Origin of the sequence: Leifsonia poae (genome assembly GCF_020009625.1) — a bacterium.
Taxonomy (GTDB): Bacteria; Actinomycetota; Actinomycetes; order Actinomycetales; family Microbacteriaceae; genus Leifsonia; species Leifsonia poae_A.
In genome coordinates, this window is sequence record NZ_JAIHLP010000002.1 from 2661947 (window position 1) to 2677546 (window position 15600).

Annotated in this window: 12 protein-coding genes; 5 read left to right on the forward strand and 7 right to left on the reverse strand. The window is 68.5% G+C overall.

Annotated features, from left to right (window positions below):
* Nucleotides 1-51: 51 nt before the first annotated feature.
* Nucleotides 52-882, forward strand: coding sequence for a phosphatase PAP2 family protein (locus K5L49_RS13470; protein WP_223693486.1), 831 nt, complete (start codon nucleotides 52-54; stop codon nucleotides 880-882).
* 176 nt (nucleotides 883-1058) lie between these two features.
* Here the strand turns inward: K5L49_RS13470 and K5L49_RS13475 are convergent, their stop codons facing one another.
* From K5L49_RS13475 to K5L49_RS13500, 6 genes are all read right to left on the reverse strand, one after another.
* A complete protein-coding gene (locus tag K5L49_RS13475) occupies nucleotides 1059-2081 on the reverse strand; it encodes a LacI family DNA-binding transcriptional regulator (RefSeq protein ID WP_223693487.1) in 1023 nt (340 codons plus the stop codon).
* A gap of 26 nt (nucleotides 2082-2107) precedes the next feature.
* A complete protein-coding gene (locus K5L49_RS13480) occupies nucleotides 2108-3613 on the reverse strand; it encodes a glycoside hydrolase family 1 protein (protein ID WP_223693489.1) in 1506 nt (501 codons plus the stop codon).
* A gap of 2 nt (nucleotides 3614-3615) precedes the next feature.
* A complete protein-coding gene (locus K5L49_RS13485; protein WP_223693491.1) occupies nucleotides 3616-4518 on the reverse strand; it encodes a carbohydrate ABC transporter permease in 903 nt (300 codons plus the stop codon).
* Nucleotides 4515-5636, reverse strand: a complete 1122-nt coding sequence (locus tag K5L49_RS13490; RefSeq protein ID WP_223693492.1) for a carbohydrate ABC transporter permease — start codon at nucleotides 5634-5636, stop codon at nucleotides 4515-4517. Before K5L49_RS13490 ends, K5L49_RS13485 begins: the two co-directional genes overlap by 4 nt.
* A gap of 78 nt (nucleotides 5637-5714) precedes the next feature.
* Complete coding sequence (locus tag K5L49_RS13495) at nucleotides 5715-7037, reverse strand: ABC transporter substrate-binding protein (protein ID WP_223693494.1); 1323 nt, start codon at nucleotides 7035-7037, stop codon at nucleotides 5715-5717.
* Nucleotides 7038-7253: 216 nt separating this feature from the next.
* The gene (locus K5L49_RS13500) at nucleotides 7254-9248 is read right to left on the reverse strand and encodes an MDR family MFS transporter (protein WP_223693496.1); all 1995 of its coding nucleotides are present in this window, start codon (nucleotides 9246-9248) and stop codon (nucleotides 7254-7256) included.
* A 314-nt stretch (nucleotides 9249-9562) separates the two neighbouring features.
* Here K5L49_RS13500 and K5L49_RS13505 point away from each other — a divergent pair, with 314 nt between their 5' ends.
* From K5L49_RS13505 to K5L49_RS13520, 4 genes are all read left to right on the forward strand, one after another.
* Entirely contained in the window at nucleotides 9563-10447 is an 885-nt protein-coding gene (locus K5L49_RS13505; RefSeq protein WP_223693498.1) for an amidase domain-containing protein, read from the forward strand.
* A gap of 211 nt (nucleotides 10448-10658) precedes the next feature.
* Nucleotides 10659-11294: a M15 family metallopeptidase gene (locus tag K5L49_RS13510; protein WP_223693500.1), complete on the forward strand. Its 636-nt coding sequence runs from the start codon at nucleotides 10659-10661 to the stop codon at nucleotides 11292-11294.
* 117 nt (nucleotides 11295-11411) lie between these two features.
* Nucleotides 11412-11642 carry a hypothetical protein gene (locus K5L49_RS13515; protein ID WP_223693502.1) on the forward strand — a complete coding sequence of 77 codons (231 nt, stop codon included), beginning with the start codon at nucleotides 11412-11414 and terminating at the stop codon, nucleotides 11640-11642.
* A gap of 171 nt (nucleotides 11643-11813) precedes the next feature.
* Nucleotides 11814-13874 (forward strand): sigma-70 family RNA polymerase sigma factor, encoded by a 2061-nt coding sequence (locus K5L49_RS13520; RefSeq protein WP_223693503.1) that lies wholly within the window; start codon nucleotides 11814-11816, stop codon nucleotides 13872-13874.
* 91 nt (nucleotides 13875-13965) lie between these two features.
* On the opposite strand, the gene K5L49_RS13525 is transcribed toward K5L49_RS13520, so the two are convergent.
* Nucleotides 13966-15543, reverse strand: coding sequence for a DUF5979 domain-containing protein (locus K5L49_RS13525; RefSeq protein ID WP_223693505.1), 1578 nt, complete (start codon nucleotides 15541-15543; stop codon nucleotides 13966-13968).
* Between the last annotated feature and the right edge of the window lie 57 nt (nucleotides 15544-15600).

Genomic DNA, 15600 nt, shown 5'->3' on the forward strand with positions numbered 1-15600 from the left:
CCTCCGGCGCCTCCGGCCATTCCCAGGCACGGTGTGGAAGGCTTGATCGTTATGCGAGTCGGAACGGGTCTGCGTGCCACCCCCTTCTTCTGGGGTGCGCTCGGCACGGCTGCCGCGTTCGTGGTCGTGTACCTGGTGTTCGTGCGCAGCTACATCGGACAGCTCATCGACGAACGCGCGTTCGCGGGCGCGGATGTCTGGAAGGGTGACCTCATCGAGTTCGCGCACGCCTTCCTCAACGCTCTGCCGGTCGTCTCGGTCGTCTTGGCGTGCATCATCGCCGTGATCGTCGTCGCCATCCGCCGCAATTGGGGTGTGTTCGTGGTGGCCGTCGCCGCTGCAGCCCTCGCCAACGGGAGCACCCAGCTGCTGAAGTACACGGTGCTGAGCCGCCCGGAGAAGGGAGTGGACACCGGTCTGAGCAACTCCCTCCCGTCGGGGCACACCACTGTCGCGGCCTCGGCCGCGCTCGTCGTATTCCTGCTCGTCAGCCCCCGGTTCCGGCCGCTCGCCGCGGTGCTCGGTGCGGTGTTCTCGGTCGCGGCCGGCGCATCCACTCTCGTGGAGCAGTGGCACCGTCCGAGCGATGTGGTGGCCGGCCTGCTCGTCGTCGCGTTCTGGGGGTGCATCGCCGGAATCGTGCTGAGCTGGATGCGCGTCGAGCCCGCCGACCCGCCTGTGCGCACCCGGCTGTGGCCGCTGGTCTGGGTCGCGGTCGTGAGCGGGGCGGGCTCGATCGTCGCGCTCGCCGTGACCTACTTCTCAGCCGAGGCGGGCTCGTCTCACCTGTTCGTCGCCTACGCCGGCGGTGTCGCCGCGATCGTGGCGGCCGGCTGTGCGCTCGCCGCTCTCGGCAACCGCCTCTACCGAACGCTCGGCTGAACCTGCCGGGCCGCCGCCCGCTGAAACATCGCAAAGCGTCGTTCTGGGCGACGAAACCGGCCTCAGAGCGACACTTTGCGACGTCTCACGCCCGATCAGGGGGGTGGGGTTGGGCGGGGGCGGGGCGGGGGCGGGGCGGGGCGGGGGATGGGGTGGGTTGCGGGCGGGGCGGTCGGTCAGCTGCTGTGGCGAAGCACGAGTTCGGTGGGCAGCAGTGTGACTCGGTCGACGGGTTCGCCCTCGATCCGTTTCACGAGCACCTCCGCCATCGTCTCGCCGAGCCCGATGGAGGGCTGGTGCACGGTGGTGAGGGTCGGCGTGGCCGTGAGGCCGAAGTAGTCGTCGTCGAACCCGACGACCGCGATGTCGTCCGGGATGCTGCGGCCGCTCTCGAGGATGGCGGAGTATGCGCCGGCCGCCATCTGGTCGTTCGTGGCGAACAGGGCGTCGATGGGGGTGCCGCGGTCGAGGAGCCGCTGCATCGCATCCCGGCCCGACACCGGCGAGAAGTCGCCGAACTCGATGAGGTCGGTCGGGAGTCCGGCTGCCGTCATCGCCTGGCGCCAGCCGCTCAGACGGTCGGCGCCGGCGGGCATGTCCTGCGGGCCGGCGATGATCGCGATGCTGCGGCGCCCGCGCTGGATGAGATGGTCGGTGGCGCCCGCCGCTCCGGCGACGTTGTCGACGTCGACGAATGTCGATGCGTGTTCGGCGTCGCTGAGCGGACGGCCGCCGAACACGATGGGCACGGATCCGCCGAGCTGGGCGTAGGAGTGGTCGCCCGAGTGGTGAGAGACCACGAGTGCGCCGTCGACGTTGCCGCCCATCAGGTAGCGGCGGGTCTTGTCCGGGTTGAGCTCGGAGGAGATGACCATGTTCAGCGTGTATTCGGTGTCCGCCAGATGCAGGGCGACGCCTTGCACGATCGAGGCGAAGAACGGGTCGGCGAACACCTTCGCTGTCGACTCGGGGACGACGAGCGCGATCACCAGGGTGCGCCGGGAGGCCAGGGATCGGGCGGCCCGGTTCGGCACATAGTTGAGGTCGGCGATCGCCCGGGTGACGTTCGCGACGACCTCCGCCGTCACCTTGGGGGAGCCGTTGACCACGCGCGAGACGGTGGCCCGGGAGACGCCCGCTCGCGCGGCGACCGCCTCGAGGGTCGGCACAGGCGGAGTGCCCCCCACATCCGTCGTCATCCGGCCACCTTTCTTACCGTCCCATGCTAGAGCGCGACACGTGAATCGGCTGCGTTGCGCCGCAGGCCGCGCGGGTGGGCGGTGTCGGCCGCGGTGGCCTCGGCGATCAGCCGTGCGTAAGTGTGACCGCTCTGCTTCACCGTGCGCTGCTGCGTCTGGTAGTCGACCCGGACGATGCCGAACCGCTTCTCGTACCCCCAGGCCCACTCGAAGTTGTCGAGCAGCGACCACACGAAGTAGCCCCGCACATCGGCGCCGTCGGCGATGGCCGCCTGCACCGCGGCGAGGTGGGCGACGATGTACGCCTCGCGATCCGCATCCGGCACCCGGCCGTCGGCGTCGAGTTCGTCGTCGTAGGCGGCCCCGTTCTCCGTGACGTAGAGCGGGGGGAGGGTGGGGTAGTCGTCGCCGAGGCGCACCAGCAGCCGGTGCAGCCCTTCGGGGTTCACCTCCCAGCCCATCGCGGTGTGGGGGAGGTCGCGGGGCGGGAACGTGACGTACTCACTGCCCACGAACGGAGAGGATTTCGGCCGATCGGTCGGCACCGGCCCAGGGATGGTGCCGGCCGGCAGCGGGTGTCCGCTGACGTTGTCGTCGTGGTAGTGGTTCACGCCGAGGAAGTCGATGGGCTGGGCGATGGTGGCCAGGTCGCCGTCACGGATGTGCTCGGACAGGCCGTGGTCGGCCACGTCTGCGAGAACGTCGTCAGGGTAGCGGCCGAGCAGCAGCGGCTCGAGGAACAGACGGTTCCAGAGCCCGTCGATGCGGCGGGCTGCTTCGATGTCGACGGCGTCGCCGGGGTCGGCGGGGACCGCCGTAGTGAGGTTGAGCGTGATACCGAATCGGAGGTCGGCGGCATCGGCGCCCCGCTCGCGCATCGTCTGAACGGCCAGGCCGTGGGCCAGGTGCTGGTGGTGCACGGCCGCGAGCGCCGCGCGGGGCTCCCGCCGGCCTGGCGCGTGCTCGCCGGCCGCGTAGGCGATGAGCGAGGAGCAGAGCGGCTCGTTGAAGGTGGTCCAGTGCGTGACACGGTCACTGAGCGCGTCGAAGACGACCGCGGCGTAGTCGCGGAACCGGTACGCCGTGTCCCGCTCGGCCCACCCGCCGGCGTCTTCGAGCGCTTGCGGGAGATCCCAGTGGTAGAGCGTCAGCCAGGGGAGGATCCCGGTGTCGAGCAGTTCGTCGACCAGGCGGCTGTAGAAGTCGAGACCGGCCCGGTTCGTCTGCCGTCCGCCGGGGACGACGCGCGCCCACGAGGTGGAGAAGCGGTACGACTGCAGGCCGAGCTCCTTCATGAGGGCGACGTCGGCGGGCATCCGGTGGTAGTGGTCCACGGCCACTTCGGGCGTGTCACCCCCGGCGATGGCGTTCGGGACTCGGGCGAACCGATCCCAGATCGAGTCCTCTTTCCCGTCCTCGTGGCCGGCGCCCTCGATTTGGGCAGCGGCCGTGGCGGAGCCCCAGAGGAAGCCGGCGGGCCACTTCGACGAGAGGGGCCGGTTCGAAGTCAGGTTCGGGGGAGTGTCGTTCATTCTTAGCCTTTCACCGCGCCGGCCATGATGCCGGAGACCAGCTGTCGGCCGGCCAGCACGAAGAGGATGAGCAGGGGGATCGTCGCCATGACAGCGCCGGCGAGCACGATCGAGTAGTCGACATACTTCGCGGACTGCAGTTGGCTGAGGGCCACCTGCAGGGTGGGGTTCTGCGGCACGACGAGCAGGGGCCAGAGGTAGTCGGTCCACGCGGTCATGAACGTGAACAGCCCGAGGATGGCCATCGCCGGGCGGGCGGCCGGAACCCCGACGTGCCAGAAGGTGCGGATCATGCTGGCGCCGTCCATCCGGGCCGCCTCGATCAGTTCCTCCGGGATCACGTCGACGAGGTACTGCCGCATGAAGAACACGCCGAACGCGGTCACCAGGGTCGGGATGATGACCGCGCCGAGCGTGCCGGTCCAGCCGAACTGCTTCATCACCATGAACAGGGGGATGATGCCCAGCTGGGTGGGGACCGCCAGCGTCGCGATCACGAAGACCATCAGCCCTTCGCGCCCCCGGAACCGGAGCTTCGCGAATGCGTACCCGGCGAGGGTGGAGAATGCCACGACCGAGAGGGTGATCACGCTGGCCACGATCACCGAGTTGCCGAGCGCGAGCCAGAACGGCACGGTGTCGAACACCTGCGCGACGTTCGTCCAGAACTGGCCGCCGGGCAGCAACGGTGGCCAGGTGGAGGTGAGCACCGAGCTGGGGCTGGAGCCGGCGACGACCGACCACCAGAGCGGGTAGGCCCCGCCGACGAACACGACGATCAGCAGACCGTAGGTGAGGAACCCGGGCCGGCGATCGATCCCGAGGGCTTTGCGGCGCGGGGGGCGGCCGTGAGATGTGGTGGGCTTCGCGACGGTGTCGCCGAGGCGGGGTGCGGTGGCGGTCATGCTCTCGTCTCCTCGGTGACTTCGCGGTGGTCGGCGGCCTCGTGCCGTTCCGCGGCCTTGTGCTGGGTGAGCCGTTTCGCGGTGCGTCGTTTGAGCAGTCGGCTCTCGGTGGAGGCGATCCGGCGCGAGATGAGGAAGTTCAGCAGCCCGAACAGCACGATGATGAGGAACAGCAGCCAGGCGATCGCCGACGCCTTGCCGAAGTTCTGGCGGTTGAATGCCATGTCCCACAGGTAGAGCACGGTGGTCTGGTACTGCCGCTGGGCGCCGCCCGGAACGGCACTCGACGGGTTGAACAGCTTCGGCTCCGTGAAGATCTGAAGGCCGCCGATGGTGGCGGTGATGATCACGAAGATCATGGTGGGCCGGATGCTCGGCAGCGTGATCGAGAAGAAGCGCCGGAACGAGCCCGCCCCGTCGAGGGCGGCCGACTCGTGGATGTCGCGCGGCACGGCCTGCATGGCCGCCAGAAGGATGAGCGCGTTGTAGCCGGTCCACCGCCAATTGACCATGGAGGCGATCGCCACATGCGAGGGGAAGGTGTCGGTCTTCCAGTTGATCGGGGCGAGGTGGAACGACTGCAGGAGGTTGTTGATCAGTCCGTACTTCTCGTCGAACGCACTGGAGAAGATCAGGGTCACTGCAACCGGGGTGACGATGTAGGGCAGCAGCACGCTCATCCGCCAGAAGGTGCGGCCGCGGATGTTCTGGTCGAGGATCGCGGCGATGAAGACAGCGCCGATCAGCTGCGGTATAGCGGAGAGCAGGAAGATGCTCACGGTGTTGAACAGCGAGTTCCAGAAGAACGGGTCGTTCAGCTCGGCGATGTAGTTGCCGAAGCCGATCCACTCGCCGGGACCGGTGAGCAGGTTCCACTTGTTCAGGGACACGACGAACGTGTACACGAGCGGGAACAGGCCGACGAGTCCGAAGAGCACGAAGAACGGTGCGACGTAGAAGTAGGGCGACGCCTTCACATCGAAGCGGGTGAGCTTCTGCCGGAAGGTGAGCGAGCGGGTGTCCCGCTCGGGTCCGCGGTCGGGGCGCCGGCGGCCGGTGCCGCTCCGATCGGTCCCGGGCCGCGTTGCGGTGGTGGGTGGCTTGGTGACGGTGGTCATGATCTCCCCAGGTGCGAGGCCCCGGAGTCGAACATCGCCGCATAGCGCGGCGGGCTCCGGGGCCTCGAACGGTTCGTGTTACTTGTTGACGACCAGCTGGTTGAGCAGCGTCATGGCGTTGGCCCACGCCTGGTCGCCGTTCGCCTTGCCCGAGTCGAGCTGCTGAACGGCCGGGCCGAACACCTGCGATTGGATGACCGAGTCATCCGGGCCCTTGTACTGGGCGACGACGCCCTTCGCGCGCTCGCCGAGGATCTCACCGACCGGAGCGTTGTTGAAGAACTTCGTCAGGTCGCTCGTGCCCGTGACGCCCGGGTCGCTCTGCGCCTCGACCACCGACGGGAACGTGCCGGCCGCCTGGAACGCGGCGACCTGCGACTTCGCCGTGGTCAGCCATTCGGCCAGGGCCGCGGCCTCCTTCGGGTGCTTCGACTGCTTGGGCACCGTGAGGAACGAGCCACCCCAGTTGGCGGCGCCGCCCGGGAACACATTGGCGAAGTCCCACCCGGTTGCGGCATCGCCGCCGCCGGCCTTGACCTGGCCCTGCACGACGCCGAGCATCCAGCCCGGGCAGACGAATGTGGCGAACGAACCGTCGGTGAACGCCTTGCCCTTGCCCCAGTCCCACTGTGTCTGGTTCGAGGAGAGGCCCGCGGCGGCGCCCGCGGCGAGCTGGCTCCACAGGCCTTTGAGGTCGGCGTTGTTCTCGATGTTCAGCTTGCCGTCGGAGGTGTAGTACCCCTCCTTCTGCTGGTTGACCATGGAGTTCCACAGAAAGCCGGACTGGTCGTAGAACGCCTTGCCGGTGGCCGCCTTGTACTTCTCGCCGACCGTGAAGTAGTCGGCCCAGGTGGCGTCGGCGCCGCCGAACAGGGCGGCGACGGAGTCCCGATCGCTCGGCAGGCCTGCCGCGGCGAACAGCTTGCCGTTGTAGCAGAGACCTTCGGGCCCGATGTCGGTGCCGTAGCCGATGACGCGGCCGTCTTTGTCGGTGGCCTGCTTCACCTTCCAGTCGACCCAGCGGCTGTCGATCTTCGACGCGCCGTAGTCCTTGAGGTCGGTGAACTGGTCGGAGACCTGCATGACCTTGCTCAGCCATCCCTCTTCGACGGACTGAACGTCGGGGAGACCGCTGCCGGCCGCCTCCTTCGTCTGCCAGTCGGTGAGGGCGTTGTCGCCGGTGTCGATGTTGGTCGCCTTGATCTTGATCCCCGGGTGCTCCTTCTCGTACTGCGAGTAGAGCTTGTCGAGCCCCATCGTTCCGAACGTCGTGACGGTCAGGGTGATGGGGTTCGAGCTGCTGCCGCCCTCGCCGCCGGATGAGCATCCGGCGGCGAGGAGGGCGAAGGATGCGGCGGCGGCAACGGCCGCCGCAGCCTTGGTGCGTCGTGAGAACTTCACGGTCACTCCCTTGTGTGCGTGGTGTGGTGTGTCTTCTGGTGTGGTGCTAGCGGTGTCGTGAGAGCGCTCTCAAATTGGAGCGTGAGAGCGCTCTCACGAACTTCGTCACACCCTATTCAGAGAATCCCATTCCTGTCAAACGTCACAGCGGGAGAATGCGGAACGGCCGCCTGCTCCGTGGGGAGCAGGCGGCCGTTCCGTGACCGGATCGAGACCTCAGTTGGCCTCGGGTGATGCGGTCGGGCGCTGAGCGCGCACGGAGGCCGTGTCGGCCCCCGGCTCGATCAGGGCACCGAAGTTCTCCGCCGCGCGGTTGGCGAGAACACCGGTGTCGAGCTCGGCGTCATCGTCGTCGGAGGCGGAGACCAGCACGCCGTCGGCTGCCACCCGCTCGCGCTCGGTCTGCGCATCCTCCTCGGCCTTGTCGTCGGCCGCTTCCTGCAGCGCCGACTTGGCACGCAGCGGCGGCGCCTTGAAGAACAGCGTCAGGATGAACGCCAGCAGCACGACGAGCAGTGCGACCCAGTACACGGTCACGGCCGAGGCGTTGAAGCCCTCGAGGAACGGTTTCGTCAGACGCGGGTCTGCGCCGTTCAGGAATGACGTGTCGTTGAGACTGGCGTTGCCGGCGGACGACGCCGAGCTCGAGCCGGTGCTCGGGTTGGACTCGATCTTGTCGACCGCCTGCGACACGACCTGCGAGCGCACGGTGTCGTTCGACAGATCGGTGCCGGCGGGCAGCGCAGCCTTGATCGGGTCGACGAACTTGTTGTACGCCAGGCTCATGATCTGCTTGTTCTCGGGCGCAGTGGCGACCGAGGGATCGAGCGCGGCGTTCAGGGCGCTGGTCAGTGTCGCCTGGTTGGTCAGCGAGTTCGTCAGGTTCGTCGGGAACACCGAGAACAGCAGCGACAGCAACACCGCGGTGCCGAGCGTTCCACCGATCTGACGGAAGAACGTGGAGGCGCTCGTCGCGACACCCATGTCCTTCAGGCCGACCGAGTTCTGGCTGGCGATGGTCAGCGTCTGCATCAGCTGGCCGAGGCCCAGGCCGATGAGGAGCATGGCGCCGGCGATGAACCAGTACGAGCTGTTGTAGTGCAGGAAGGTGAGGTAGAAGAACCCGCCGGAGAGGAAGAGCGTTCCGATGATCGGGAACTGCCGGTAACGCCCGGTGCGGGCGATGATCTGGCCGCTGGCGATCGAGGAGATCATCAGGCCGAGGATCATCGGCAGCAGCTGCAACCCGCTCTCGGTCGGGTTCGACCCGAGCACGAGCTGCAGGTAGAGCGGCAGAGTCAGCATGGCGCCGAACATCCCGAAGCCGACGAACACGCCGATGATGGTGGCCATCGAGAACGTGGAGGAACGGAACAGCTTGAGCGGGATGAGAGCGTCGTCCTTCATTGCCATCTCGATGAAGATGAAGGCGAGGATGCCGATCGCGCCGAGGATGTAGCAGACGAACGCTCCGACGCTGTCCCAGCCCCAGTCGCGGCCCTGCTCGGCGATGAGGAGCAGCGGGGCGAGGGCGACGATCACGGCGGTCGCGCCCCACCAGTCGATGCGGACCGATCCGGGTGCATGCTTGGGCAGGTGCAGGAAGCGGAGCACGACGAGCAGCGCGATGATGCCGATCGGCACGTTGATCAGGAACACCCAGCGCCAGCCGGCGATCCAGAGGATCTGGTTCGCTCCGGCGAACAGGCCGCCGACGAGCGGGCCGATCAGGCTCGAGATGCCGAACACGGCCAGGAAGTAGCCCTGGTACTTGGCGCGCTCGCGGGGGGCGAGCATATCGCCCATGATCGCGAGCGGCATCGACATCAGACCACCGGCGCCGAGGCCCTGGATGGCGCGGAAGACCGCGAGCTCGATCATCGACGTCGAGAAGACGGCCAGGATCGATCCCGCGACGAAGATGACGATCGCGAGGATGAACAGGAGCCGCCGACCGAAGATGTCGGAGAGCTTGCCGTAGATGGGTGTCGCGATCGTAGAGACGATGAGGTAGCCCGTAGTGACCCAGGCCTGCTGGCTGAGGCCGTGCAGGTCGTCACCGATCGTGCGGATGGCGGTTCCGACGACGGTCTGGTCGAGAGCGGACAGGAACATTCCGGCCATGAGGCCGAAGATGACGAAGAGGATCTGTCGGTGCGACATGATCGCTTTCGTCGGGGCGGCCGGGGCCGGGGATGCTTGGCTTGACATGAGTCTCCGAGTCGAGAGTCGTAGAAAAAGGGGACGCCCGAGCCACGGGCGACACACCGGTGTGGGCACACAAAGAAATTTGCGGAGAGTGCAAAGTTACACCTTGTGTGCCCATTTGGGCAATGCGGGGGAACGGGCTCGGTGGTGCGTTCGCCAAGGGCGAACGGCCCCGTATCGCTTGTATTTATGCGGATGTATGAACTTTTCTGGTCCCTCCTCAGGTGGCACAAAGGACGCAGGCGTACCGTTGAGACACGTAGAGCCCTTGTCCACCGCGACCACTCCCCGAAGGTTTCATGCGTCCCCTCGTTCGAATGTCCACGTCACGCCGGCTTCTCGCCGTGGCCGGCTTCGCCGCCGCCACCGCACTCATCCTCACCGGATGCGCGGGCGAACCCTCCCCGGTGACCAAGGCCATCGCCGACTCGGCGGCCCCGAAAACGGTCGGAACGACGATCTCGAAGGTCTCGCCGGCGACCGGCAGCGTCTCGGGTGGTCAGATCACCATCTCGGGGAAGAACCTCGGCACGGTGAAGAGCGTGGAGATCGGCGGCCAGACCGCCGCACTCAAGCACACCTCGTCGTCGAAGGTCGTCGCCACCGTTCCGGCTGCCGAGAACTTCCAGGCCGGCGCCGTCGACCTTTCGCTCAACGCGGCAAACGGCAAGACCGTTGCCACGCGCGACAACGCGTACACCTACGCCGTCACGACCCCGGTGGACCGGCAGCTCAACTACGCCATGACGTACTGGAAGAACTACAACACGGCCGCGTGGGGCGACCTCAACCCGGTGGGCGGAGACTGCGCCAACTTCGTGAGCCAGACTCTGATCGCCCGCGGTTGGACCCAGAACGCCGAGTGGTACAACAAGAACGCCGCCGCCGACTGGAGCCCGGCATGGGGCTACGTTCCCGCAATGGACAACTATTTCACCGCGAACGCGGCGACGCTCGGCCTCACCGAGTATCCGCTGGATCAGCGCGCGGCCATCAAGGTCGGCGACATCGTGATGTTCGACTGGAACAACAACGACTCTCTCGACCACGTGCAGATCGTCTCCGCGGTCGAGCACGTGAACGGCAAGATCGAGATCAAGATGGCCGGTCACAATGAAGACACCGACTACCGCGACCTCGACACCACGATCACGGTCGACCACCCGGGCGCGACCGGTCACTTCTGGAGCCTGTCCAAGTAGTCCACCGGCGGTGCGGTGGCGCATCCCCATCATCTGCGGTGGCTAAGCTCGAGCCGTGAATTCCGAGACGCCACGGTCGCACAGACGACGGGCGATTCTCGCCGCGTTCGCGCTCCTCTCGACGCTGTCTCTCGTCGCGTGTTCGGCTCCTGTCGCTCACCATGCGGGCCCCCCGCCCGGCGTGTCGCCGGCATCGCCGATGCCGCGCCCGGTGCCGGCTCACGAGGCGCCACCGGCCGCGGTCGGCTTCGACCTCGCGGCGTTCTCCACCGACGATCCCGCGAGCCCCTGGGTCGTGGTGAACAAGGCGCGTCCGGTCACGCCCAACGGGTACGAGCCCGCCGACCTCGTGTACCCGGATGTGCCCAACATCAACCACCAGCCGATGCGGCAGGAGACGGCCACAGCCCTGGTCGCGATGTTCGCGGCGGGGAAGGCCGAAGCGAATCTGGATTTCTCGGTGCTGAGCGCATACCGTTCCTTCTCGTCGCAGCGCAGAATCTATAACGCCGATATCGCCGCACACGGACTCGCCTACGCCGATGCGTACACGGCTCGCCCCGGTCGCAGCGAGCACCAGACCGGGTTCGCCGTCGACATCGGGGCGGTGCCGGCGGCATGCTCACTCGCCGCCTGCTTCGGTGACACTCCCCAGGGCCGATGGCTTGCCGCGAACGCCTGGCGGTTCGGTTTTCTGCTGCGGTACCCGGCCGACAAGGTCGCTGTGACCGGGTATGCGGCCGAACCGTGGCATTTCCGCTACATCGGGCTGCGGCTCGCCACGCGGCTTCACGCCGTCGGCGTGACGACCCTCGAAGAGTTCTTCGGTCTCCCGGGCGGAGAATGACCGACAGGTCCGAACCCGGAATCGCCTGATCCCGCGTAATGATCGCCCCGGTTCGGCGTCTCTTCGGTGAAGGCCGGGTGTCCGCCCGCCTCAGCCAAGCCGAAGGATGACCATTCCATGACCGTTCTCGACGAGGCGACCCACCCGCTCCTGCCGACCACGGATGCGTCGGGCGCCCGGGCTGCCCGGGTGCCCGCCGGTGACTACCTGCGCGGCCTCCGGGATGCGCGCGCTGCGGTGGCAACGGTGGCCGCCGGCCTCGCAATGAACGACGAGGTCGCGCGCTGCGCCGGCGCCAGCCGCGCCTTCGAAGCCGTCGACGATCTGATCGCCGCATTCGAACCCTGACCGGGGCCCACCGGAAGAGCTCGGGAGGCGGGCGAGAACGGGTCGGCTGAGAGATTGCCGTCTCGGCGTCATGAAGCGGGCGGAGCGCTGTCTCTTCAACAGGATGCCGCGCAGCCGTGACCCATCGGCCTGCGCAACCCGAAGGCATCCCTGCACCCGGAGGTCGAAGTCATGACGAGAACGCGCTTCGGCGCGCGCTCGAGCGATGCCGCATCCCGCTCGGACGCCGCCCTCGTCGAGCTCACCCGCACTGGCGACACCGACGCCTATTCTGAGCTCTGGCGCCGGCACAGCGCCGCCGGCCTCGCCGTCGCGCGCACGCACACCTCGACGTTCGATGCCGACGACCTCGTCGCCGAGTCGTTCGCCCGCATCTTCCAGGCGATCGCCGCCGGTGGTGGCCCGACCACCGCCTTTCGGCCGTATCTCTTCACGACCATACGCAACACGGCGGCCGGCTGGGGGCGGAAGCGTCGCGATATCTCGATCGACAATGCCGACGAGCTCGAAGACCCGCGCTTCACCGAGGAGGCCGAGCTCGCAGCCCTCGACGGCTCGCTCGCGGTCGTCGCTTTTCGGAGCCTGTCGAAGGAGTGGCAGGAGGTGCTCTGGTACTCGGAGGTGGAGGGCCTGGCGCCGCGCGACATCGCCCCGTTGGTCGGCCGGAGTCCGAACGCGACGGCGGCTCTCGCCTACCGCGCGCGGGAGGGGCTGCGCCAGGCCTGGGTGCAGGCGCATGTCGCGGGTGCGGAACCCGGCACGGACTGCCGGTGGACTCTCGACCAGCTGGGCGCGCACCTGCGGGGTCGGCTGCCCAGAAGGCACCGTGCCCGGGTGGATGCCCACCTCGACGAGTGCGTGCGATGCGCCGCCGTCGCGCAGGAGGCTGACGAGGCGAACTCGCAACTGGGGCTGGTGCTGCTGCCTCTCGTCGCCGGGGCGGGAGGAGCCGTCGCGTACACGGCGTGGCTTGCGGTGGCGGGCGGTGCGCCGGCGGATGCGGCGGTCATCGCAGCAGGTGCCACGACCGGCACAGGCAACGCGGCGACCGGCATGACCGGAACCGGCGCCGGTGCGGCCGGAGCTGCCGCGACGACCCTGGGAGCCGTCGTCTCGGCCGGCCTCGTCGTCGTTGCCGTGACGGCCGTCGTGGCGCTCGCCTCGATGTCACTCTCGCCTCCTTCGACGGCCGATTCGGCGGCGGCCGATTCGGCGGCGACCAGGGCAGACGGATCCGGCTCACCCGGCACACCCGTCTCGCCCGTCGGGCCGCCGGAGTCGCCCGGGCCGTCGATGCCGCACACGCCTCCGCCGGTTCCGATCGTCCCGGTTCCGATCTCTTCGGCGCCGGTGGTCTCTGTGCCGCTGGTCTCTGTGCCGCTGGTCTCTGCGCCCGTGTTCGCCCCGCCATCAGCGCCAGACATTCTGGAGCCCGCTGCCGGAGCGCCCCTGATCACCAGCGCAACCGCCGTCGACTTCCGCGGCACCGGAGTCGCCGGAGCTCGGATCGTCGCGCGTCTGTCCGGTCGTGACGTGGGCACCGCATCCGTCGCCGCGAATGGCGGGTGGGTGCTCGGCGTCGCCCTCGGCGACGTGCCCGATGGCACATACCGTGTCGACACCGTGCAACGAACGGACGTCGGCGATTCCCCCGCGGTCGCCCGCACGATCATCCTCGATCGGGTGGTCGCGCCCCCGGTCGTCGTGTCCGTCGACACCGGACAGGGAGCTGAAGCCGGTCGATACTTCCCGCTCCTCTCCGGCACGGCGGAGCCCGGGGCGACGGTGACGGTCGCCGCGAACGCCGCCCCGCTGGCCGAGGTCACGGCCGACGCCGCAGGAGCTTGGTCGACACCGCCGATCGAGGGGCTTTCCGCAGGCTCCGCCGAGCTCGCGGTGACGCAGACGGATCGGGCCGGCACTGTGTCCCGGCCGTCGGTGCAGACGGTCTCGCTCGAGGTGCCGACCCTGCAGGTGGTCGGAACCGTGCTCGGCTTCCTGGCCGTGGTGTCCGGAACGCCGGATGCGGGAATCCAGGGGCAGGTGATCGGCCACACCGCGTGGGCGGACGCCCGCCTCGGCGCCGCCGGAACCTGGAACCGGCTCGTGCCCTGGTGGGATGCCCGCCGCACGGTCGTCGTCGGAGCCCGGTACGCCGCCGACGGGCGATTCGGCCCGACAGCGGTCAGTGCGGTCAGCGCGGTCAGCGCGGCCACCGACACCACCGGATAGGACATCGGCGGGTGCTGTTCGGATCGCAATGCGCAGCACCCGCCGCGCAGCACCCGCCACGCAGCACCCGTCGCTGCGTGGCGGTTGGCTGTCAGCGGCGTCCGGTCGCGGTGCGCCGGCGTGTCCAGCCGAGGATCGCTCCTACCGCCACAAGGGCGAGGGCGCCCAGGGCGACGAGCCCGGGTAACGCGACATCTGATCCGGTGCGGGCGAGCGCATCCGTCGACGGGCTGCCGTCGGCGCCACCCGGAGTGCTCGAACCGCTGGGTGCCGCGGGCGGGGTGGCCGGTGTCGTCGGTGTCGCGTGCAGCTCGAACGTGTTCGTGACGACGACCGCGATCGTCGCCGGCGACCCAGCGGTGACCGTCACGCTGCGGGCGGGAGCGTACGCCACCGCGTCCGCCCCGCGATTGTTGGTCTCGTCCACGGTGCAGTTGCTGCCGACCGGGATTCCCGGGAACACCTGCGTCTGGCCGGCGGCAAGGGATGCTTGGGCCGGGAACCCGGCGATCGCGGCGCCCTGAGGATTCGTGCAGGAGACGGTGAACGGATACGTTCCGGTCGGCGCGGGGCCGGAGCCGGCCAGCATTTTGGTGACGCTGATCGCGCGCAGGGCGTCGCCGGAGGCGCTGCCCCCGGCGGCGACATAGTCGACGGATGCGCTGGCGTCGCCCGCGCCCTCGCCGCTGACGGTGTTGTCGAAGTGCGTGCCGTCGGCGGTGCCGGCGGGGGCGGCCAGTGTGTAATACAGGCCGTAGATGCGGTCGGCGACCGGTTGGTGGATGGTCACCAGAAAGCTGGACGGGGTGGCCCCGGCCGCAAACGTGTATGTGTCCGCCCCGGTTCCGGCGGTCAGATCGTGGAACGATCCGCTCCAATCGCCGTTGTTCCAGTCGGCGGCGTTCACGTAGCCGACCGTGAGCGACGAGGGGTCGAAGGTCAATCGACTGTCGAAAGTGTCGGTGAGTGTCACCTCTTTGCCGCCGGTCAGCAGCAGCGATCCGGGAACGAAGATGTCCCAACCGAGGGAGCCGTCGGCGTTCTGCCAGCCGCCCTTGCCAAGACTGGTCGGCACCGGCCAGTCGCCGCCGGGCGTGCCCGGCCCGATCGCGCCGCCCGGAACCGGAACGGTGAAGGTGGTTCCGGCGCTGGTGGTGAACAGCACCGGTCCGTCGGTGGTCTGCGCCGCGGTGGCATGGAAGTAGAGCGAGCCGGTCACATTCGAGTGCGTGGCCACATACGCACCGACCGTGCAGCTCAGACTGGTCGACGTCACCGCGCAGGTTCCCACTCCGGCGCCGGTCGCATCGAGAAGCGTGAACTCGGAGGAGTAGCCGCTGACCGGCGACGGGAACGTCACGGTGAAGGTGTCGCCCGGTCGTGCCCCGGCGGGCAGGGTCCAGTCGGCATCCACCTTGAACTGTTCACCCACTGTGAGGGGCGCGGACGGATCGGCGGAGTCGGGCGCGACGATGCTGACCGCGGTGATCGCGGAGACGGTTGCGGCGCTCGCCGACACCGCCGGGGCGAGGGCCAGCAGGGAGCCTCCGGCGACGGCGATCAGTCCGACGACGGCCGTGATGATATGGCGGGCGGGCTGTCGCGGCGCTCGCCGTCGGGTGGGGTTGGTTTGCCGCTGGGCGGGTTCGGGTAGGGGATTCGGGTTCATGTCGGTGCTCCAACTCGGTGCACCGGCCGGGATTCGGGCCAGGTCGGCGCACATCGG